The 19,939-nt window shown below is 66.5% G+C and carries 21 protein-coding genes; 11 read left to right on the plus strand and 10 right to left on the minus strand.

Annotated features, from left to right (window positions below):
• Window positions 1–31: 31 nt before the first annotated feature.
• Entirely contained in the window at window positions 32–298 is a 267-nt protein-coding gene (locus AC1DH3_RS09585) for a YegP family protein (protein WP_441418356.1), read from the minus strand.
• 156 nt (window positions 299–454) lie between these two features.
• Here AC1DH3_RS09585 and AC1DH3_RS09590 point away from each other — a divergent pair, with 156 nt between their 5' ends.
• Window positions 455–772, plus strand: a complete 318-nt coding sequence (locus AC1DH3_RS09590) for an acylphosphatase (protein WP_441418357.1) — start codon at window positions 455–457, stop codon at window positions 770–772.
• Window positions 773–799: 27 nt separating this feature from the next.
• Here the strand turns inward: AC1DH3_RS09590 and AC1DH3_RS09595 are convergent, their stop codons facing one another.
• The gene (locus AC1DH3_RS09595) at window positions 800–2,512 is read right to left on the minus strand and encodes a RecQ family ATP-dependent DNA helicase (RefSeq protein WP_476909158.1); all 1,713 of its coding nucleotides are present in this window, start codon (window positions 2,510–2,512) and stop codon (window positions 800–802) included.
• Window positions 2,513–2,668: 156 nt separating this feature from the next.
• Here AC1DH3_RS09595 and AC1DH3_RS09600 point away from each other — a divergent pair, with 156 nt between their 5' ends.
• The 8 genes from AC1DH3_RS09600 (at window position 2,669) to AC1DH3_RS09635 (ending at window position 11,241) form a co-directional block, all read left to right on the plus strand.
• A complete protein-coding gene (locus AC1DH3_RS09600; RefSeq protein WP_441418359.1) occupies window positions 2,669–3,004 on the plus strand; it encodes a cupin domain-containing protein in 336 nt (111 codons plus the stop codon).
• Between the two features lie 42 nt (window positions 3,005–3,046).
• Entirely contained in the window at window positions 3,047–4,318 is a 1,272-nt protein-coding gene (locus tag AC1DH3_RS09605) for an alpha-hydroxy acid oxidase (protein ID WP_476909159.1), read from the plus strand.
• An 81-nt stretch (window positions 4,319–4,399) separates the two neighbouring features.
• Entirely contained in the window at window positions 4,400–5,302 is a 903-nt protein-coding gene (locus AC1DH3_RS09610) for an ABC transporter substrate-binding protein (RefSeq protein WP_476893083.1), read from the plus strand.
• 6 nt (window positions 5,303–5,308) lie between these two features.
• On the plus strand, window positions 5,309–6,397 hold the full coding sequence (locus AC1DH3_RS09615; RefSeq protein WP_476893082.1) for an amino acid ABC transporter permease: 1,089 nt from the start codon (window positions 5,309–5,311) through the stop codon (window positions 6,395–6,397).
• A complete protein-coding gene (locus tag AC1DH3_RS09620; protein ID WP_476909160.1) occupies window positions 6,394–7,161 on the plus strand; it encodes an amino acid ABC transporter ATP-binding protein in 768 nt (255 codons plus the stop codon). The genes AC1DH3_RS09615 and AC1DH3_RS09620 overlap by 4 nt, the downstream gene beginning before the upstream one ends.
• A gap of 196 nt (window positions 7,162–7,357) precedes the next feature.
• Complete coding sequence (locus AC1DH3_RS09625; RefSeq protein WP_476893080.1) at window positions 7,358–7,678, plus strand: GYD domain-containing protein; 321 nt, start codon at window positions 7,358–7,360, stop codon at window positions 7,676–7,678.
• Window positions 7,679–7,777: 99 nt separating this feature from the next.
• Window positions 7,778–9,142, plus strand: coding sequence for an MFS transporter (locus AC1DH3_RS09630; protein WP_441418365.1), 1,365 nt, complete (start codon window positions 7,778–7,780; stop codon window positions 9,140–9,142).
• A 206-nt stretch (window positions 9,143–9,348) separates the two neighbouring features.
• A complete protein-coding gene (locus tag AC1DH3_RS09635) occupies window positions 9,349–11,241 on the plus strand; it encodes an FAD-binding monooxygenase (protein ID WP_476909161.1) in 1,893 nt (630 codons plus the stop codon).
• Window positions 11,242–11,356: 115 nt separating this feature from the next.
• Here the strand turns inward: AC1DH3_RS09635 and AC1DH3_RS09640 are convergent, their stop codons facing one another.
• From AC1DH3_RS09640 to AC1DH3_RS09650, 3 genes are all read right to left on the minus strand, one after another.
• Window positions 11,357–11,773, minus strand: a complete 417-nt coding sequence (locus AC1DH3_RS09640; protein ID WP_476909162.1) for a hypothetical protein — start codon at window positions 11,771–11,773, stop codon at window positions 11,357–11,359.
• Between the two features lie 234 nt (window positions 11,774–12,007).
• Window positions 12,008–12,958, minus strand: a complete 951-nt coding sequence (locus tag AC1DH3_RS09645; protein WP_476909163.1) for an Ltp family lipoprotein — start codon at window positions 12,956–12,958, stop codon at window positions 12,008–12,010.
• 503 nt (window positions 12,959–13,461) lie between these two features.
• Complete coding sequence (locus AC1DH3_RS09650; RefSeq protein ID WP_476909164.1) at window positions 13,462–14,043, minus strand: histidine phosphatase family protein; 582 nt, start codon at window positions 14,041–14,043, stop codon at window positions 13,462–13,464.
• Between the two features lie 327 nt (window positions 14,044–14,370).
• Between AC1DH3_RS09650 and AC1DH3_RS09655 the strand changes: the two genes are divergently transcribed.
• Window positions 14,371–14,790, plus strand: a complete 420-nt coding sequence (locus tag AC1DH3_RS09655) for an ester cyclase (RefSeq protein WP_476909165.1) — start codon at window positions 14,371–14,373, stop codon at window positions 14,788–14,790.
• Window positions 14,791–14,954: 164 nt separating this feature from the next.
• Here AC1DH3_RS09655 and AC1DH3_RS09660 read toward each other — a convergent pair whose 3' ends face one another.
• The 3 genes from AC1DH3_RS09660 to AC1DH3_RS09670 form a co-directional block, all read right to left on the minus strand.
• Entirely contained in the window at window positions 14,955–16,037 is a 1,083-nt protein-coding gene (locus tag AC1DH3_RS09660) for a glycerophosphodiester phosphodiesterase family protein (protein WP_476909166.1), read from the minus strand.
• 146 nt (window positions 16,038–16,183) lie between these two features.
• Window positions 16,184–16,657, minus strand: a complete 474-nt coding sequence (locus AC1DH3_RS09665; RefSeq protein WP_476909167.1) for a hypothetical protein — start codon at window positions 16,655–16,657, stop codon at window positions 16,184–16,186.
• A 59-nt stretch (window positions 16,658–16,716) separates the two neighbouring features.
• A complete protein-coding gene (locus AC1DH3_RS09670; RefSeq protein WP_476909168.1) occupies window positions 16,717–17,475 on the minus strand; it encodes a DinB family protein in 759 nt (252 codons plus the stop codon).
• A gap of 312 nt (window positions 17,476–17,787) precedes the next feature.
• On the opposite strand from AC1DH3_RS09670, the gene AC1DH3_RS09675 reads away from it, so the two are divergent.
• The gene (locus AC1DH3_RS09675) at window positions 17,788–18,168 is read left to right on the plus strand and encodes a VOC family protein (protein WP_476909202.1); all 381 of its coding nucleotides are present in this window, start codon (window positions 17,788–17,790) and stop codon (window positions 18,166–18,168) included.
• A 174-nt stretch (window positions 18,169–18,342) separates the two neighbouring features.
• On the opposite strand, the gene AC1DH3_RS09680 is transcribed toward AC1DH3_RS09675, so the two are convergent.
• A complete protein-coding gene (locus AC1DH3_RS09680; RefSeq protein ID WP_476909169.1) occupies window positions 18,343–19,236 on the minus strand; it encodes a potassium channel family protein in 894 nt (297 codons plus the stop codon).
• Window positions 19,237–19,252: 16 nt separating this feature from the next.
• Window positions 19,253–19,933, minus strand: a complete 681-nt coding sequence (locus AC1DH3_RS09685; RefSeq protein ID WP_476909170.1) for a dTMP kinase — start codon at window positions 19,931–19,933, stop codon at window positions 19,253–19,255.
• Window positions 19,934–19,939 lie beyond the last annotated feature (6 nt).

Consider the following 19,939-nt stretch of genomic DNA (forward strand, 5'->3'; position numbering starts at 1 on the left):
GCGCCCAGGCGCGGCGCCCGCATCCCAAAATTTACACGGCGGGGAAGTGCCGTCGCTGGCGGCTGTGGGGGCGGGCCGCCGTGCTGCTCTTGGTCCAGGTGGTGCCGCCCCAGGGAGTTGAATGGGTCTCCCGGATCAGTCCGGTGCCGGCGCACTCGCGGACTGCCATGATGCCGTCCGCCGCGGAACGCTTGTCCTCGAAGGCTTTTGAGACAGCGAGCACTGTGCCGTCCGCCCCCAGCAGCCGGAACCGGACGTTCGATTCTGCGTCGGTGAAGATTTCGAATTGTCCTGCCATTGTCTTTTCCTTTCAGGCGTTCCGGCAGGCGTCGCGGGGTGTCCGCTGAGTGCGCTGTGCCGGAGGTCTTCTTCCACCCTCCTTGGCCCGGGACAGGGCTGAAAGGGGCAAAGGTCCCGGATATGGGCGGCACCGGACCGGGACTACATTGGAGGCATGGCTGATTTTGCTGGTGGATCCGGGGCTGCGGACGCGGGTGCCGCCGTGCGTCTGACGGCCCGGGTGCAGGGCATGGTGCAGGCGGTCGGCTTCCGGTACTGGACAGTGCGCAAGGCCGAGGAACTCGCCCTGCGCGGCACCGTGCGGAACAACGACGACGGCACGGTCGGCGTCGTCGTCGAGGGCCCGCAGGCGGTGGTGCTGCAGTTCCGGGCCTGGCTGCGCTCGCCGGAGGCGCCGGGGCGGGTGGACCACGTGGACGAGCGGATCTCTCCGGCCACCGGAGCCTTCAGCAACTTCCGGGTGCTCTACTGAGCGCGGGTCACACCCATGGTGCGGGCATCACGGCAGCGGCCTCAGCAACCCGCTCGCCAGCACCGCTTGCCGGGACAGGGTCTTGTAGCCCTCCCGCTCAAACAGCACCGTGATCAGCCCGTCGTCGTGGCCCATCACCAGGCCCGGACCCCAGAGGGCATGCTCCACGGCCGCGTTCAGCGGGAACTCTTCCGCGCCGGCCATGGACGAACCGGCCGTGGCAGCGCCGTCGCCGTGCGTCCTTCCTGCCGAACCGTCGCCGCAGTTGTCACAGTTCCCGCACGGGGCGGGGAAGTCCTCGCCGAAGTAGCCCAGCAGGAACTGGCGCCGGCAGCGGTGCGTCTCCGCGTAGCCGCGCATCATGGCGATGCGGGACTTGTCGACTCGTTCGCGCGCCGCGGCGAGGTCGACGGCGCGTTCCACCAGCGCCGCGGGATCGGCGCCCGGCGCCAGGCCCACCCCGTCGGACGCCATTGTCACCCCGCCGGTGTCCTGCAGCTGGTTCAGCAGCCCAGTGAGCCGGCGCGGCGGGAACCCCGCGGCCGCCGCGAGGACCTGCGGCGGCACCGGGCCTTCGGCGTCGCGCAGGACGTCGAGGACGGCCAACAGGGCCTCCTGGTCCGGACGGTGGGTGGCGAAGTAGCGGCGCAGGCCCAGGTCCTCGGAACGGTAGTGCAGCGCCGCGACGGCGGGCCGGCCGTCCCGTCCGGCGCGGCCGAACTGCTGGTAGTAACTGTCCAGCGACTCGGGAATGTCCGCGTGCAGCACGAACCGGACGTCCGGCTTGTCGATCCCCATCCCGAACGCGGTCGTCGCCACCACCACGTCGAGGTCCCCGGCCAGGAACTGCCGGTGCACCTCGTCCCGTTCCGCCGCGCTCCGGCCCGCGTGGTAGGCCGCGGCGCGCAGGCCCTTCTGCGCCAGCTTCGCGGCGTACTTCTCGGTGTCCTTGCGCTTGGCCGCGTAGACCAGGCCAGGGCCCTGAAGCTCGCGGACCAACTCTGCCGCCTGCCGCACCACGGCACGGCGCTTCTCCTTGTCCTCGTGGTGCCGGATGACGTCCAGGCTGATGTTGGGCCGGTCGAAGCCGCGGACCAGCACCAGCGGATCCGTCATCCGCAGGCGGTCCAGGATCTCCTCCCGGACCGGGGGAGCGGCGGTGGCAGTGAGGGCCGCCGTCGTCGGGTTGCCCAGGCGCTCGCGGACCTCGCCCAGGCCGAGGTAGTTGGGCCGGAAATCGTGACCCCAGGTGGACACGCAGTGGGCCTCGTCCACCACGAACAGGGCAATGTTCAGGCCCGCGAGCCGCTCCACCGTGCTGGCCTTCGCCAGCTGCTCCGGGGCGAGGAAGAGGAACGCGGCCTCGCCGTGCTCCACGGCCTGCCAGGCGCTCTCCTGCTCCGCGGCGCTGTGCGAGGAATTAACGGCGACGGCGTAGTCCGGGCCAAGCACGGCCGCCAGGCCGTCCAGCTGGTCCTCCTGGAGGGAGATCAGCGGGGAGACGACGACGGTGGGCCGCTTGAGCTGCCGGTGAAGGAGCAGCGCCGGGACCTGGTAGATGGCCGACTTCCCGTACCCGGTGGGCATCACCGCGAGGACATCCCGGCCGACGGCGAGCGCGTGCATGCCTTCGAGCTGTCCCTCTCGGAGCTGGGGGAGACCGAAACTGGCGGCGGCGAGCGTGCGGAGGGCGCCGTCGTCGAGTGCTTCGCGGACCGGGCCGGCGGTGGCCTCACTCATTCGACGCTCCCTTGCGACGGTGCGGACTTTGGCGGCCCGCAACGCAGGCCGTTGGGTTCAGGGTAGGCGCAGCCGGGAGATAGAAGAAACGCTTCGGCTGACGGTCGGGACAAATGGCCCTCGGCAGGGACCTCAGCGGTGGGTAGGGTGACCCGCATGCAGAAGATATCGATCGAGGCCCTTGCCCGCCAGCAGGTTACGGCGGCGCTCGCGGCGCCCAGCGGCCGGGCCGCAGACACCGCTTACGGCGGCCACGAGAAGGTGCTCAGGCAGACCGTGATGGCGTTCAAGGCCGGGACGCAGCTGAGCGAGCACCAGAACCCGGGGGAGGCGACCGTCTACGTGATCCGCGGCTGCGTCCGGCTGCAGGCCGGCGAGGAATCCTGGCAGGGGAAGGCCGGCGACCTGCTGATTGTGCCCGACGGGCTGCACAGCCTGATGGCGGAAGAGGACTCGGCGATCCTGATGACGGTGGCGAAGACCAAGGGCTGAGTACGGACCAGAACGCGCACCCACCCAGTTGAAAGGCCCTCCTTGAAAGTCAGCGAAGCCAGGCAGCTCATCCAGGTCAAGGCGCCCATCTTGTCGCGCCGGCGCCGGGTGCTGGCCAACGCCTTCAACGTTGAGGAGTACCGGAAGGCGGCACGGAAAGTGCTGCCCACCGGGATCTTCGACTACCTCGACGGCGGGTCCGAGGACGAAGTGACGCTGCGCCGCAACCGTGCCGTCTTCGATGCCTGGGCCTTGATGCCCAGCTGGGGCCCGGTATCCGGACCCGACACGACCACCACCCTGCTGGGGAACGAAAGCGCCCTGCCGCTCACCCTGACCCCGACCGGAGCCACCCGGCTGTTCCATCCCGAGGGCGAAGCGGCCGTCGCCGCGGCTGCAGACCGGGCCGGTATTCCGTACGGGCTGGCAGGGCTAAGCACCGTGGCGATGGAAACGATCGCGGCGCGCCAGCCGAACCTTGACCGCTGGTTCAACTTCGGCCTCACCTCCGATGCCCGGGCGCTCAAAGACAAACTGGCACGCTGCGAAGCCGCTGGCTTCACCACGCTCATTGTCGGCGTCGACACCCGCGCGCTGGGATCCCGGGAGCGGGATCTGCACAACGGCTTCACCGCGCCTCCCGCGCTGACGCTGTCAACCATCGCAGACATCGCCCGGCGTCCTGCCTGGTGGATCAACTTCCTGAAGTCGGACGGCATCAGTTTCCCCAACCTGGACCCCCGCAGCGCGGCGGCAACCTCCATGATTACGCCCGCCATGTGGCAGGACATCCTGGGCCACTCGGACGCTACCAGCGGATGGAATGAGCTGGAGGCTTTGCGGCAGGCGTGGAGCGGCAAAATCGTCCTGAAGGGCTGCGTCAACCCTGCCGACGTCGCCAAAGCCTCGCGCATTGAGCTGGACGCCGTGCAACTGAGCAACCACGGCGGACGCCAGCTCGACCACATGCTCAGCCCCATGGACGTCCTGCAGGAATCGCGGCAGCGCGTGGGCGGTTCGATCGAGATCTACGTGGACTCCGGCATCCGGCGGGGCAGCGACATCCTCAAGGCACTCGCGCTGGGCGCCGACGCCTGCTCGATCGGCCGGGCCTACCTTTACGGGCTGGTCGCCGCGGGGTCGCCCGGCGTCGGACGGATCATCGAGATCCTCGCGGACGAACTCCGGCGTACGATGACGTTAGTAGGCGTTTCCAGCATTCCCGAGTTGAAAGCCCGGGGTGGAGAAATTCTCCAGGACATTCGTCATTCCGGGGAAATCCTTGAATCGACGGCGTCAGGCGACACGAAGTGATTCACTCTGATCCAGCAGGCACCCAGAGTTCTCCCGCAGCGCCGCGGGAGGCCAATGAATCCCTGAACAGCTAAGGAAACCATGCGTACTCGATACCTTTTTCCCGTTCTCACGATCGCAACCGCGCTCTCCCTCTCAGGCTGTGTCAACAACAGCGAACCCGCCGCCTCCGGCGGAGCGAATGCAAGCTCCGACGCCGTCGACGTGAAAAAGAACGACGCCATTGCTGCGGCCCTGCCGGAGAAAATCAAGAACGCCGGCGTGCTCAATGTCGGCATGGCCAACAATTACCCGCCCAACGAGTTCAAGGACGATAACGGGGCACCCGCAGGCTGGTCCGTGGATCTCACTAACGCGCTGGGAAAAGTGATGGGTTTGAAGGTCAATTTCGACATTGGCACCTTCGATAACATCCTCCCGGCCGTCCGGGCAGGGAAGGACGACATGGGGATGTCCTCCTTTACCGACACCGTGGAACGCGAAAAGCAGGTGGATTTTGTGAACTACTATTCCGCCGGCATTCAGTGGGCCGCGCCCAAGGGCAAGACCGTGGATCCGAAGAACGCCTGCGGGCTCAAGGTCGCCGTCCAGGCCACCACCTACGAGGACACGCACGAGGTGCCGGCCAAGTCGAAGGCCTGCACGGATGCCGGGAAGCCGGCCATCACCATCTTCCGCTACGACGCCCAGGACCAGGCCACGAACGCCCTGGTGGTGGGGCAGGTCGACGCGATGAGCGCCGATTCGCCCGTGACGCTGTACGCGATTTCCAAGACCAAGGACAAGCTGCAGACCGCCGGCGACGCGTTCGAGGTGGCACCGTACGGGATCCCGGTGGCGAAGGGCAGCGCTTTCACCCCGGTCCTGCAGAAGGCGCTCCAGTCGCTGATCGACGACGGTTCGTACACCAAGATCCTGGCCAAGTGGGGAGTGGAAGCCGGCGGCATCAAGACGGCAGAACTCAACGTGGCCGCCAAAGGGTGACACCCCATGAGCGAGCGGGAACCCGACCGGATGATTGAGCCGGACCCGGCCAAGCCGCTGCCCGCGGGCGCGGCGCCGGCCGGCGGGGCGCAGCCTGCCGGTAACGCGCAGCGCGCCGGCGTGGGCAGCGGGACGGACGACGCCCCGGCGGAGGCCATCGTCGCGATCCCGCTGCGCCACCCCTGGCGGAACGTGATCGCCGTGCTCCTGCTGTTGGGCCTTGCGGTGTTCGTGCTCGACGCCGCCCAACGCCCTGATTACGGCTGGGCGGATGTGGGCAAGTATATTTTCGACCGCCGGATCAGCCAGGCCGCCTGGGTGACATTGTGGCTGACCATTTACGCGATGATCGGTGCGATCGTCATCGGGCTCCTGCTGGCCATCATGCGGCTCTCCCCGAACCCCGTGCTGAAGAGCATCGCGTGGCTCTACATCTGGATCTTCCGGGGAACTCCGGTCTACGTCCAGCTGGTTTTCTGGGGCATCGTGTCGCTGATTTATCCGGTGTTCACCCTGGGGATTCCGTTCATGACGCCGTGGGTCACCATCCCGAACGAGGTCTTCACGAACCTGTTCATCACCGCCGTGATCGGCCTGGGCCTGAACGAGGCCTCCTACATGTCTGAGATCGTGCGGGCCGGCCTGCTGTCCGTGGACGAGGGCCAGGCCGAGGCCTCGACGGCGTTGGCCATGTCCTGGGGGCAGACGATGCGGTACGTCGTGGTCCCGCAGGCCATGAAAATCATCATTCCGCCCACGGGGAACGAAGTTATCTCGATGCTCAAGACCACCTCCCTGGTGGCCGCGATCCCGTTGAGCATTGACCTTTACGGCGTCTCCCGCGGCATCTCCGCGGTGACGTTCACTCCGGTGCCGCTGCTGATCGTCGCGTCCCTCTGGTACCTGCTCTTTACTTCGGTGCTGATGGTCGGCCAGCACTTCATCGAAAAGCGGTTCTCGCGCGGAACCGGCCGGATGAAGACCAGCAAGGGACCCGCGGAGCCCGGGCCGGCGGCGACGGCGGGACCTGGCGTGCAGGGCGCCCCCGGGGCGCCCGGCGCCCCGACCGGTAACGACTTTGGAGGAAAAGGATGACCGGCGCTCCCATGGTCCTTGCGGAAAAGGTTTCCAAGAACTTCGGCACCAACAGGGTGCTGCGCGGGATCAGCCTGGAAGTGGACCGCGGCGAGGTGCTCTGCATCGTGGGCCCCAGCGGCTCAGGCAAGTCGACCTTCCTGCGCTGCATCAACCACCTGGAGCGCGTCGACGGCGGCAGGCTGTCGGTGGAAGGCCAGCTGGTTGGCTACCGTCAAAAGGGCGACAAGCTCTACGAGCTCAAGCTAAGTGAAGCAGCGCACCAACGGCAGGACATCGGAATGGTCTTCCAGAGGTTCAACCTGTTCCCGCATCTCACCGCGTTGGAGAACATCACCCTTGCACCCATGCGGGTGAAAAAACAGTCCAAGGCAGCGGCCACCGCCAGGGCTATGGAACTGCTGGAGCGTGTGGGGCTGGAGGACAAGGGGGATGCCTATCCCGCGCACCTGTCGGGTGGCCAACAGCAGCGCGTGGCGATCGCCCGTGCCTTGGCCATGGACCCGAAACTGATGCTCTTCGACGAACCGACCAGCGCCCTGGACCCGGAGTTGGTGGGCGAAGTCCTGGACGTGATGAAGGGGCTGGCCAAGAGCGGCATGACCATGATCGTGGTGACCCACGAGATGGGGTTCGCCCGGGAGGTTGCGGACACCCTGGTCTTCATGGATGAGGGTGTGGTGGTGGAAGCCGGACCTCCCCGGCAGCTCCTCAGCAACCCGCAGCATGACCGGACCAAGGCGTTCCTTTCCAAGGTTCTCTGACGCGCCACCCGGAGCCGACCCCTGGGTGGTGGGATGCCGCCGTCGGACTTTCCGGAACCCGTTGTCAGTGTGCCGGAGCGGGCCTACGCTGTGCCTCGACGGCCCCACTCCGGGACCGGCTCCAGGACCCTCCCTCGCCGGGGTGCCCGCACACCCCGGATGCCTGCGTCCTGGACTTCACGGGACAGGAACTGCCATGACCAAGTATCTGTTTGAAGCCAATTACCTGGGCGAAGGAATCAAAGGACTGATGCGCGAGGGCGGCAGCAAACGCCGCGACGCCCTGATGGACGCCCTCAAATCCGTGGGCGGATCGCTCGAGTGCTTTTATTACGCCTTCGGGGACACCGACGTCCTGGGTGTCCTTGAGGCCCCGAGCGACGCCGATGCCGCAGCCCTCTCGCTGATGATCAATGCCACCGGCAACGTCAACGTTCGGCTGAAGCCGCTCATGACGGTGGAAGACATCGACGAAGCGGTCAAGAAGACGCCCACCTACCGGGCGCCGGGTCAGTAGGGGCGCTAGCCGTCAAAGCCTGCGTTCTGTGACGGCCCAACTGGTCCGCGACGGCGGGCGGGTTCGGTGCCGGCCGCCGTCGTAGGACAGACTGTTGCCGTGAGCAACTCTCCCCGCACCGGCATCGCCATCGCAGGGCTCAGCCTCGGCACGGCGCTGAACCCGCTGAACTCCTCGATGATCGCGGTCGCGCTGGTGGTCTTGCGCGCGGATTTCGCGCTCGACGTCGCCACGGTCACCTGGGTGGTCACCTCTTTCTACCTGACCTCGGCGGCCGGCCAGCCGCTGATGGGACGGCTCGCGGACCGCTTCGGCCCGCGCCGGCTGTTCCTGCTGGGCATGGCCCTGGTGGCCGTGACCTGCGCGTTGGCCCCCTTCGCGCCGAACTTCGCGCTGCTCTGCGTGGCGCGGGCGTTCATGGCGCTCGGCACCGCCACGGCGTATCCCAGCGCCGTCGTGATGGTCGCGGCGCTGGCCCGGCAGGCAAATGTCAGATCCACCCGGCCGCTGGGCCGGATCCAGATGGCGAACACCTCGGCGGCCGCCGTCGGACCGGTGGTGGGCGGACTGCTGGTGAGCCTGGTGGGCTGGCAGGCGCTGTTCCTGATCAACGTGCCCCTGGCGCTGGCGGCGATCCTGGTGGTCCGCCGGTTCGCCCCGGCGGACGTTGAGCGGGAACGCGGCAAGGTATCGGAGCTGCTCCGCGACTCGGACCTGCCGGGCATCGGCGCGTTCATCGGCGCCCTGGTGCTGGTGATGATGGCGCTGCTCAATGTGCTGCCCGCCTACCGCTGGTGGCTGCTGGGCGGCGGGCTGCTGCTCGCCGTGCTGTTCACCGTGCGGGAGCTGCGCTTCAGCCCGCCCTTCCTTGACCTGCGGCTGCTGGGGACCAACCGGCCGCTGCTGCTGGTGTACCTGGGCTTCGCGTTGTTCAACGGCGTCTACTACTTTGCCTTCTTCGGCCTCCCGCAGCTGCTGCAGACCGCCGGCGGTTACGACCCGGGAATCGTGGGTCTGCTGATGCTGCCGCTCGCCGCCATCTCGGTGGTCGGAACACCGTTCGCGGTCCGTGCCATCGACAGCTTCGGCGTGCGGCGGGTGCTGATCGCCGGGGTCGTGTTGCTGATCGCCGCGTCCGGAACCATGTGGCTGCTGACCGCGTCCCTGGCCGCTCCGCTGGTGCTGGCGATGACGGCGCTGCTGGGGGTCCCGTATTGCGTGGTCAGTATCGCGTCCAGCCAGGGCATGTACCTCTCCACCCGGTTGGAGGAGCGTGGTGTGGCGGCGGGGATCTACCAGACGTGCCGCTACCTCGGCGCCATCACCGCGACAGTGCTGATCGGCATTTTTTACGGCACCGGAGTCAGCCAGGCGAACTGGGGGCTGATGGTGTTTGTCATGCTCGGCCTCGGCGCGGTGGTCTTCGTCGTGTCGCTGCTCTGGCGGGAGCGCCGGCCGGCCTAGCGCGGTCCGGCCGGCACTGCCGACGGAGCCCTTGACGCCCCCGCACCACGGGGGCTATGTGTGAGCGGAGCCACAAAATATTTGCCTGCGCGCCTTCGGGGCGCCTATAGTCAACTCAGCGGTTCGATAATAGAACATTGAGTTCTATTATCGAACAATCGATTTTGACGGCAGCAGCCAGCCCTACAACGACGTAAGGAAATCCCGTGCACTTCCACCACCACGGTTATGTATCCGGGGACCCGCGGGTCCAGCCCGCCGCCGGCGTCGGGGTCGACCGCCCGGCAGAGCTTCCCGACGTCGTCGACGTGCTGATTGTGGGCACCGGGCCCGCGGGCATGGTCGCCGCCGCGCAGCTCTCCCAGTTCTCCGACATCACGACGCGGATCGTGGAGCGCCGGCCGGGCCGGCTCGCCATCGGCCAGGCCGACGGCATCCAGGCCCGGAGCGTCGAAACGTTCCAGGCCTTCGGCTTCGCCGAGCGGATCATTACCGAGGCGTACCGGATCACGGAGATGGCGTTCTGGAAGCCGGACCCCGCGGACCCGTCCCGCATTGTCCGCGCCGCCCGCACCCTGGATGACCCGGCCGGGATCAGCGAGTTCCCGCACCTGATCGTCAACCAGGCCCGCGTCCTGGACTACTTCGCCGAAGTCATGGCCAACGCCCCCACCCGGATGAAACCGGACTACGGCTACGAATTCGTGGGGCTGGAAGTCGGCGAGGGGGAGTACCCCGTCACCGTGACGCTCGCGCACACTTCCGGACCGGAGGCGGGCCGGGAGCGCACCGTGCGGGCCAAGTACGTGGTGGGCGCGGACGGCGCCCGGAGCAAGGTGCGGGATTCGATCGGCTGCACCATGGCGGGGGACAAGGCCAACCACGCCTGGGGCGTGATGGACGTGCTAGCCAACACCGACTTCCCGGACATCCGCACCAAATGCGCCATCACCTCGGGCGCCGGCGGCAGCATCCTGCTGATTCCGCGCGAGGGCGGCCACCTCTTCCGGATGTACGTGGATCTGGGCGTGGTCCCGGAGGGCGACGCCGGCGCGGTGCGCAGCACCAGCATCGAGCAGATCATCGCCAAGGCGAACGCCATCATCCACCCCTACACCCTGGACGTGCGCAACGTCGCCTGGCACAGCGTCTACGAGGTGGGCCACCGCCTCACCGACCGGTTCGACGACGTCGTCCCGGAGGAGCGCGGCACCCGCACGCCGCGCGTGTTCATCACCGGCGACGCCTGCCACACCCACAGCGCCAAGGCCGGCCAGGGCATGAATGTCTCCATGCAGGACGGCTTCAACATCGGCTGGAAGCTGGGGCATGTGCTGGAAGGCCGCAGCCCGGAGAGCCTGCTGGCCACCTACTCAGCCGAACGCCAGGTGGTCGCGAAGAACCTCATCGACTTCGACAAGGAATGGTCGACCCTGATGGCGAAGAAACCGGAGGAATTCGACAGCCCGTCCCAGCTGGAGGATTTCTACGTCAGCACCGCGGAGTTCCCGGCCGGCTTCATGACCCAGTACACCCCGTCGATGCTGATCGGCGAGGCTACGCACCAGGAGCTGGCCACCGGCTTCCCGATCGGCAAGCGCTTCAAGTCCGCGCCCGTGGTGCGGGTCTGCGACACCAATCCGCTGCACCTGGGCCACCAGGCCACGGCGGACGGCCGGTGGCGGATCTACGTCTTCGCGGACCAGGCTGTGGCGGGGGCGGCGTCGCCCACCACGGACCTGGCCGCCTGGCTGGCCGAGGCGCCGGATTCGCCGCTCGCCGCCACCCCCGCGGGTTTGGACCGCGACGCCTGGTTCGACGTGAAGGTCATCTACCAGCAGGAGCACACGGAGGTGGATATCACCGCCGTGCCGGCAGTCTTCAAGCCTGCCGTGGGGCCGTTCCAGCTCAACTACCTCGAGAAGGTCTACGCCGCGGATCCGCGGGCGGACATCTTTGAGCAGCGCGGCCTGGACCGCGGCGGCGTCGTGGTGGTGGTGCGGCCGGACCAGTACGTGGCCACCGTCCTGCCCCTGACCGCGACGGCGGAGCTCGCCGCGTTCTTCGCGGGGCCAGTGGGGGAGCGTTCGTCGGTCTGAGGCGGGGCTGGCGCTGTCTTGCGGTTCTTGTGAGCCGGAAATCCGTCATCGGGACTCCGTGCAGTGACAGGCGGGTGCAGACGGTTGAATTTGGCCATCCGCACCCGCCGAGAGGCTATTTGGTTACGTGAACGACAACAGCTTTAGTAAGGGGTTGCTTGGCGCCCGGGTTGTCGATTCCGGTCACTGTCCAGTTGCTCAGCCAGAGGACTGTCTTGCCTGTATCAGCGTTGAAGATGACGTTCTCGAATCCCAAAGCAGTTAGGTCGTCGTCCAGGGCCTGAGCATTCATGCCCGCAACTGCGGCCGGAATAACGGCCGTCTTGGGCGGAGCGGGAGCGGCAGGTTTGGCTGCCACGGGCGCTGCAGCAACTGGAGCGGCGGCTTCGGCTGTCACCGTTACAGTTGCGGTGGCCGTTTCCGTCACGGTGACGGTCTCTGTGACCGTCGGAGCAGCTTGGGGCGTGGTCCCTCCCGCGCACCCTGTTAGCGCGAGACAAAGCAAACCCGTCAGGGCCAGTTCTTTTTTCATTATTCCCATTTTCTTTTTCTGGAGCTCCCAGCCACTAACGGGCGGGTCGATACATTCGTTAATGCGGCGTTCATGGACCGGTGCGCCCGAGGCTGTTCCCGTCCTCGGGTCACAATCCCGTACGCACCCCTTCGACTATTAGTGCCGCGGTCGGCTGGAGGCCGAGACGCCTCGTAGTTCCATCTGCGTTGGCTGCGACCTCAGGGCCAACGCAGATGGAACTGAAGCGCGTTCTTAGAGGCCCGTTTTGCTTACGCCGTACTCGGCTTGCGCCGGGGTGTAGCCCTCGAAGATCAGTTGGTCGACCAGACCGGGACGCGAGAAGGACGTCATGTCAAGGTAGTCCTTGGCCTTCTTGGCCGCCTGCTCGTTCCAGTTGACCGTCATGTGATCCACAGCCCAGGTCGCGTCCGCGGGCGAATACTTCTCGAATACCAACTGGTCGATCAGGCCCGAGCGCGAGAAAGCGGCGAATTCGAGGTAGTCGCCAGCCTTGTTGCGGGCGTTCTGCTGGCTCATCGTCCCTGCGTTGGCCAGAGCCTTGGCAGCAGCGTCGGCTTCGGCCTTTGCCTTTTTGGCGGCCGCAGCGGCTTCGGCTTTGGCGTCGGCCTTGGCTTTGGCGTCGGCATCAGCCTTGGCCTTGGCGTCAGCATCGGCTTTCGCTTTGGCTTCCTTCGCGGCAGCGTCGGCTTCGGCCTTGGCGGCCTTTGCGGCAGCCTCCGCTTCGGCCTTCGCGACGGCGGGATCCACGGTTGCCGTCTCGGACGGGAGGGCGGCAGCGGTGGCACCGGCCGAGTCGTTCACGGCGGAAGCGGGCGTCGCGGAGGTCGTGGCAGCTCCGGCGCGGCTGGCGTTGATGATGATGCTCAGGAGGAGGAATGCGCCAGTGACGATCAAGGCAATTTTCTTGTGCTTTTCGTAACCCTCGAGCGGAAGCCCCTGCTTATCGCGGGTCTTGTTCGCCAGTACGAGTATGAGGTCTATCAGTGCCCAGATGCCCAGACCGCCGAAGGTGACGAGCTTGAGGATGCCGGTTCCGATCTTGCCCAGATAGAACCGGTCTACGCCGAGAACGCCGAGGAGGAGGGAAAGCAACCAAGTCACGAGGAATGATTTGCTGCTCTGTTGGGCCTGCCCATAGGCAGGGGCCTGCGGGTAGGGGGCGAAATTCGGGGATTGGCTCATGAGAGTCCTTTCATAGGACACCTGACCGACGTGCAATATGAAGCGTGCGGAGTGGGTGCAGTGATGGATGCGCATAGGGGGAGCCCGGGCGGAAACGCAGTCCGCAAAGGCGGCACGGCTCCCCAACCGACAGTCACAAGCATGTTCGCTTCCCCCACGAGCGTCGCGGGTTCAGATACCCGCAAATCGGATGTTACACGCAATCCGCGACATTGAAGCCGATAAGTTTGGAAAAATGACTTTCGAGACGATTCGGGTCAATTCCAGCACGCAACATTTGTAAGCCAGCTGCGTTCTGAGAAGGAGAGCGTCCTGAAAGGGGAGTTTTCGGTCACTCCGTTTCGAGCTGATGAAATCAGTCTCGACGAGGACTGAATGCGGGGCGGTTGCGCTCAAAGAAGCACTAACCGTCTTACCACCGGGAGCCGGTACGCATCGGGGCAGCGTTCCAGTTGTGGGAATCAATCGAGCGAGTCGAACGGCATAATTCGCCCCGCCGGTGGTCAGCTGACGGTTGCGGCCAACCGCTCGCCGTTGAAGTATTCAAGCTCCCAGCCGTCGACGGCGTGGTGGTGGGCCAGGTTGAGTACGGCGTTGTCGACCCGCGGCAGCGGGCGGCCGGCTATGCGGCTCAAGCTGACCCTGAGCAGCGACCCGTGCGCCACAACCAGGACACGGCCGCCGCGGAACTCCTCCGCGAGGGCTTCCAGCGCGCCCAGTCCGCGGTCGGCGGCGTCGTCCTCGGTTTCGGCGCCGCGGAAACCGCCGGGGATGCGCAGGGCGTCCAGCTCCGGGCCGTCCTGCAGCCCCTCAGCCGGGCCGAAGGAGCGCTCGGTGAGCTCGGGAACGTGGCGGCCCACGCTGAGGCCGAGCCCGGCGGCGATCAGGTCTGCGGTCTCGGCCGCACGGCCCAGCGGCGAGGACACGATCGCGTCCCACTCGTCGCCGGACAAGGCTGCGGCAGCCTCCCGCGCCTGGCCGCGGCCGACGTCGTTCAGCGGAATGTCAGTGGAGCCCTGAAGCCGGCGCTCGGCATTCCAGTCGGTCTGGCCGTGACGGATGAGCGCAAAAGTTGTGAGGGGCATGGTTCCATTGTGCCGGTGGTGGGGGCCGGACCCGGAATCGCCCCTTCACAACGACGGCTGGTGGGCGGCCTATTCCCTTGCCGTAGCTGGGTGTCGGACCCAGCCAAAAAGCTGTGGCCGGAGCATCTTGACACTTTCAAAGCCCGGGCATACCTTCAGCCTTAACGAGGCGATTCGCCCCTTCTCCACTACTTAGGCACAGGTTTTTCCGGTGCCGCATGCCCGGGCGCTCCCGGAACGGAGCCTCGGCTGCGTCGGCTGAGCGGGCCGCGCCTGGCCACATGCCTGGGGGATCCAATTCGGTCTCTCGCCTACTAGGAGCAGGAAATGTCGGAGGGTATTGGACTGATAGAGCGGTTTTACAAGGACGTCGTGGAGAGCGGAAATCTTGCCCTCATTGATGAGCTGGCGACGGACAGTTATGTCGATCACGAGGAAGGCCTTCCCGGGCAGCCGTCCGGCAAGGACGGCGTGAAATTCTTCGTGAACACCATGCGGTCCGCCTTCCCGGACATCAAGGTCAAGGCGATTGAGCCCTCAATGTCCGCCGGCAACATGGAAGCATGCCACGTGATCCTGACCGGGACCCACCGCGGCGAGATGGCCGGCATCCCGGCCACGGGCAAGAGCGTCGAGTTCGACTGCACGGACATCATCCGGGTCGAGGACGGCAAGGTGGCCGAGCACTGGGGCACCACCGACAACCTGGCCCTCATGCAGCAGATCGGCGCGGTGGCCGTTGGCTGAGCGGCACCCACGCACGACGGCACCACCGACGACGGCGGCCGGACCGGCCGTCGTCGGGATCAGAACCGTTGGGAACAGAACGGTTGGGATCAGAACCGTCGCAACAGAAAGGCTGCCCACGTTTTCCTTGGGAATCGTGGGCAGCCTTTCGTGTCGGCGGTGTCTCAGGCCGCGGGCGCGTACGCCTTCGGGAGTTTCAGGCCGCGCTCGTCCATCACGGTGCGCAGCCGGGTGGGGTAGTCGGTGATGAGGCCGTCCACGCCGAGGTCCATCAGCCGGTTCATGTCCGCGGTGGTGTTGACAGTCCAGGGGATCACCGGCAGGCCGAGGTTGTGGGCGTCGGCGATCATTCCCGGGGTGACGGAGCGGAAGGTAGGGGAGATGGCGTCGTAGCCTTGGGCGGCCGCGGCTTTGGCGAGGGATCCGCCGTAGCTGTCGATGTCGATGCCGCCGAGGTTGGCGCTGGCGCCGGGCCGGCCGACCTCGAGCCACGCGTCTCCGCTGGAGAGGGCGACGAGCGGCAGCTCCGGGGCGAGCTGTTTGGTCAGGTTCAGCGAGGACCAGTCGAACGACTGCACAGTGGAGCGGTCCGCCATGCCGGAGGCCTGGATCTCGGCGACCACGGCCTTGGTCAGGGCCACCATGCCCGGGCCGCCGGCCTTGCCGTCCTCGACCTTGGTCTCGATGTTGAAGCGGACCTTGCCAGCCTCGGCGTCGCGCGCCAGCTGGAAGACGTCCGTGAGCTCGGCGATCCGGTTGCCCTCGATCACGTCCTGTTCGGGAAAGCCTTTCAGCTGGGTGAAACCGCAGTCCAGCGTCTTGATCTGCGCGAGCGACAGGTCCGCCACCCGGTCCCCGACATACGGGAAGGCGGGATCACCCGGGGCGGCCGGCGCGGCGTCCTGGCACTTGTCGGCCTGGATGGTGTCGTCGTGCCAGACGATGATCTTGCCGTCGGTGGTCAGGTGGGTGTCCAGTTCCAGGGTGCTTACGCCCAGCTTCAGTGCGTTGGCGAAGGCGGCCAGGGATTCCTCGGTCCACTCGCCGCGGCCTCCGCGGTGCGCCTGGAGGTCGAAGGAGCCGTTGCGCTCGTTGGTCCTGACCTCAGAGGTTGCGGTTCCCGCAGCGTTCGACGCAGCGTTCGACGACGGCGCGGAGCCGGCGTCGTCGTTGGGAGCGGCGACGGCGGGGCTGGCCAGCGACGCAATAAGCGCGGCGGCGGCCGCGGCAGTCAGGACTGTGCGCATGGTGATGGTTCCTTCCGGGGTACGGATACCGGCGTTGAGCCGAAGACCCGTCCACGCTAGGGAACGCAGGTGGACCGCCGTGTTCCGGAAGCTGGACTCCGGGTGAACTGTGCGCGCCGGCTGCCGAAGGCCCGGTTCTCGGGTGGCTAGACGCCGGTGGCTCCCGTGTCGGTTCCGCTCAGGGTCTCGATGTAATCCAGCGTTTTGGGGCTGACGTGCCGCACCGCTGCGAGGGCCTCACGGAGAACGGTTCTCCTGGCCGGGTCAGACAGGGCGTCCCGGAGTTCCATCACCGTGTGGATGCCCTGGCCCTCGAACACGCAGGTGATTTCCTCCATCTGGGCCAGGCGGCCCGGAGAGGGCCAGTCGATCACGTCCGAGAGCTTCCCGGTATCGAGTCGCTGGCGGAATCCGCTGGTCGTGGCGGCGTCCGGCCAGGCCGCAACGAGGGCGTCGACCCTTGGTTTGACGGTCTCGTGGTAGTTCTGCCGACGCTGCAACGTGGCGTCGACAATGATGGCCCCGATGTGGTCCCAGCCGCGGCCGACGTCGGTCGAGGCGTCTGTGCCGGGTGAGGCGGCTGGCGCCGGAAGGTTGGCGGGATCATTGTCCATAGTCATAAGTGAATACTTCCACGTGCCGGTGAAGAGTGCGTTCGCGTCAGCCGGGACAACGGTTTCTAGGTGGCGGCCCCCGCCTCGATCGCGTCCAAGTCCCGGACGGCGTAGCGGTGGTGCTCCCATTCCTCGTTGAGGATGGTGTGCAGGCAGGAGCGGACGGTCACCGGTTGGTCGGGGGCCCACGGATTGCGGCGGCCCGCGGCCAGGTCTGCCGAGGTGACTGTGGCGAGGTAGTCCCGCACCATGGTTACCTTCTCTGCCCGGACCTCAATCACTTCGTTGTAGGACGGTGTGACGTTTGAGAAGACGGCGAGATCGTACCCGTCGGTCTCATACTCGGCGTTGGGTTGGCCGATGGGGTGGTACGGCTGTTCCAGCTCGAGGATTCCCCGGCCCAGCCACGTGTCCGTGGCCATCACCAGGTGGCGCAGGGTCTGGGCGAAGGACCACTCGCCGTCGACCGAGATATCGACTGTGCCGGCCGGCATCGAAGCAACCCGCTCCAGCGTCGCCTGCCAGGTCCGCTCCATGGTGGCCCAGGCTTGCCGGAGCCCGTCCGGGTCCTGGGCGCGCCTCCCGGCCCGGCCGGGGAATCGGCGGTTGAGTTCCGCCTCCACGAAGGGGACGACGTCGACGCCGTTGACGTACAGGGTGTTCCCGGCCTCGAGCAGCCACGGGGCGTCGATGTCCGCCCCGGCCGCGTCGACCGCGCGCATCACCGCGCCGGACAGGTCGGAACGGACGAACCGGGCGCCGCGCAGGTTCACGTCGGTGAAGTGTGCGCCCTGGAGGTTATCTGTCTGGGTGAAAGCTGCCATGCGAGCACTCTGCCACGGCTGCGTCGGTCGCGCAGCACCTGGGCGGAGTTCCGTGGCGACAACCGGCACTCCGGGGATGCTTTGGGTTTACCGGTAGCCCATTTTCCGCAGGACCGGATCGGTCCATAATGGCCACATAAGCTTCGGGGACCCCTCGCGCCGGCGATGATGTAGCGCGGCATCGGAGAGTCCCAGGTGGCTGCCCCGGCTAGGCGCGAGGGGCGGTCACGGCTCCGGACCATGATCCCGGGGACCGAAACCGGGGGGAGCTACGCCATCACTGCGGTCATCGACGCACTGAAGGGATTCATCATGTTCAAGGATTCAAACATCATGGCTGTCCTCCCCGCGAAGGACATCAACAGGGCGAAGGAGTTCTACCGGGACAAGCTGGGCATCGAACCCGCCGAATCCATGGAAGAGGGCAGCGTGATGTACAGCTGCGGCCAGGGAACCCGCTTCCTCGTGTACCAGACAGAGAATGCAGGGACGGCCAAGAACACCCAGATGGGCTGGGAAACGGACAACCTCGAACGCGAGATGGAGGAACTGCGAGGTCGCGGCGTCGTCTTCGAAGAGTACGACTTTCCCGGCCTGAAAACGGAAAACGGCGTTGCCACGGCGTCCTGGGGGAAAGGCGCATGGTTCCTGGACAGCGAGGGCAACATCCTCAACATCGCCCAGCGCTCGTAGGCAGGAGTCCGGCACCGGTCAACGACTCATAACACCCCCACCCCCGGCAACGGAGCCGGAGGGAACCGGACCGCGCCCTCAAGGCGGGAGCCGGTTTCGAGCCTGACGTCGCCCCTGGACAGGGCACCGAGCGCGCCCACAACAGCAGCGTTCGCAGCGGCGGCTGCCCGCACGCTAGTTACTGTCGGGTTTCCTGCCCCGAAGGTGGCGGTGGTGCAGCTCGTAGCTGTCGAACACGTCAGAAGAGGTGGTTCCCGAATGGCCGAACTTGCCGCGAAGAACGTCGGCGAGTCCATCCAGCGCGGCGTGGAGCATCCGTCCGGCGAACTGGAGTTCAGGGTTGTCGCTGCGTTGGGCCTGGGATGCCAGTTCCTGGGCGTAGGCGACTGTGGCCGGCAAGGAGCCGCGCTGCTCGGCTTCACGGAAATAGTAGGTTTCATGGAACGCAAGCAGATCGATGCTCACAAGAGCCACGTTTCCGGCCATTGACTCCAACAACGCGGCGGCATGCGTGGGTTCCACGGACAGTACACCCGCAGGACCTGCAGCCTCCCTGAACAAGTTCAGCTCGTGGGCAAGGGCCCTGCGGCGGTTATGGGCTGGGTACATCTGCAGGATCCAGGTGACTGTTGCTGTCAGCAAACCGAAACCTGTGACGGCCTGAAGTGCCACAACCAGCCTGAGCAGCGGATGCGCTGCCACGATGTCGCCGAACCCCACGGTGGAAAGAGTGACCAGGGAGATGTAGAGGGCTTCGGCGAAGTCGGCCCGCAGGGGGACCCCGGCTCCGTAAACAAAACCGTCCGTCAGGTGCGGCAAGTAGAGCAGGGCCCAGCCGATGGCCGCGAGGCCCGCCCAGGCGCCAATGACAGCCGCCATGGCCAACGGCGCTGCGATGAAGGAGCCCCGGCCCCGCAGCTTTCTTGACGCCAGCCAAAACCCCCGCATGATCGCCCGGCCCACAGGACCGGAACCGTGGGGATAAAGCAGCGTTCGAAAGACGTCAACGAGCATCAGCAGAACCAGCCCGGCCCCTAAGACTGTCCAGAGCGTGTCCTCAAAGTCCATGCCTCATCTTATGGGCCTATCGCGACGGCGTGACGGGCCGGTCGGGTGGACCGGGGCCCAGGGAGCGGGTGAGCTCCTGCCAAACCGTCTCCGCGATCTGCCCGGAAGACTGCCCGGCGTCGATGATGACAAAGGAGGGGAAATCGTCGAGCTCCCTATAGCCCTTGTCGAAGGCCGCCAGGCTCTCCAGGTCCTCGGTGTCCGTGCCCCGCTTGACGATTCTGCTCAAGGCAAGGTCAGCCGGCACGGCGAAGTAGAACACAGCGTCCGGGGCGGGAAGCAACCGCAGCAGCCAGGGCAGGAAACGTCCCGGGCCCAGCCCCTTCACCCGCTTCAATGCCAGCTGGCAGTACAGGTACCGGTCCATGATCACGATGCCGGAAAAGTATCTGGCCCGTAGATGGGAAAGCAGGACGTTTGCGCAGCGGATGGACGTTTCGGCAGCGTCTAACAATCCGGCGGGAACGGTCAGGCCGAGACGGCTGGACCATGCGGTCATTTTGCTCCGCCCGCAGGGATTCTTCGCTACGGTCGCGCGCCGTCCGGAGCCCACCAGCCGTTGGGCAAGCAGTCGCGCCGCCGTGGATTTGCCTGCGCCGTCGATGCCGGCAAGCACAACCACCACGGCAGGGCGGGTCCCGGACAGCCGCCGCGACGGGGACGCTTCGGTGGAGGTGGCGGCCAGGGGAACGTTCATGGGGAC

It is taken from the genome of Arthrobacter sp. 05L428 (assembly GCF_056397665.1).

Coding starts and splice junctions, on each gene's coding strand:
- AC1DH3_RS09650 (WP_476909164.1), bottom strand. CDS start 14,043: ATGCCCCTCACAACTTTTGCGCTCATCCGTCACGGCCAGACCGACTGG.
- AC1DH3_RS09685 (WP_476909170.1), bottom strand. CDS start 19,933: ATGAACGTTCCCCTGGCCGCCACCTCCACCGAAGCGTCCCCGTCGCGG.
- AC1DH3_RS09660 (WP_476909166.1), bottom strand. CDS start 16,037: ATGCGCACAGTCCTGACTGCCGCGGCCGCCGCCGCGCTTATTGCGTCG.
- AC1DH3_RS09590 (WP_441418357.1), top strand. CDS start 455: ATGGCTGATTTTGCTGGTGGATCCGGGGCTGCGGACGCGGGTGCCGCC.
- AC1DH3_RS09585 (WP_441418356.1), bottom strand. CDS start 298: ATGGCAGGACAATTCGAAATCTTCACCGACGCAGAATCGAACGTCCGG.
- AC1DH3_RS09680 (WP_476909169.1), bottom strand. CDS start 19,236: ATGGACTTTGAGGACACGCTCTGGACAGTCTTAGGGGCCGGGCTGGTT.
- AC1DH3_RS09675 (WP_476909202.1), top strand. CDS start 17,788: ATGTTCAAGGATTCAAACATCATGGCTGTCCTCCCCGCGAAGGACATC.
- AC1DH3_RS09670 (WP_476909168.1), bottom strand. CDS start 17,475: ATGGCAGCTTTCACCCAGACAGATAACCTCCAGGGCGCACACTTCACC.
- AC1DH3_RS09610 (WP_476893083.1), top strand. CDS start 4,400: ATGCGTACTCGATACCTTTTTCCCGTTCTCACGATCGCAACCGCGCTC.
- AC1DH3_RS09615 (WP_476893082.1), top strand. CDS start 5,309: ATGAGCGAGCGGGAACCCGACCGGATGATTGAGCCGGACCCGGCCAAG.
- AC1DH3_RS09640 (WP_476909162.1), bottom strand. CDS start 11,773: ATGAAAAAAGAACTGGCCCTGACGGGTTTGCTTTGTCTCGCGCTAACA.
- AC1DH3_RS09645 (WP_476909163.1), bottom strand. CDS start 12,958: ATGAGCCAATCCCCGAATTTCGCCCCCTACCCGCAGGCCCCTGCCTAT.
- AC1DH3_RS09655 (WP_476909165.1), top strand. CDS start 14,371: ATGTCGGAGGGTATTGGACTGATAGAGCGGTTTTACAAGGACGTCGTG.
- AC1DH3_RS09665 (WP_476909167.1), bottom strand. CDS start 16,657: ATGACTATGGACAATGATCCCGCCAACCTTCCGGCGCCAGCCGCCTCA.
- AC1DH3_RS09600 (WP_441418359.1), top strand. CDS start 2,669: ATGCAGAAGATATCGATCGAGGCCCTTGCCCGCCAGCAGGTTACGGCG.
- AC1DH3_RS09625 (WP_476893080.1), top strand. CDS start 7,358: ATGACCAAGTATCTGTTTGAAGCCAATTACCTGGGCGAAGGAATCAAA.
- AC1DH3_RS09620 (WP_476909160.1), top strand. CDS start 6,394: ATGACCGGCGCTCCCATGGTCCTTGCGGAAAAGGTTTCCAAGAACTTC.
- AC1DH3_RS09595 (WP_476909158.1), bottom strand. CDS start 2,512: ATGAGTGAGGCCACCGCCGGCCCGGTCCGCGAAGCACTCGACGACGGC.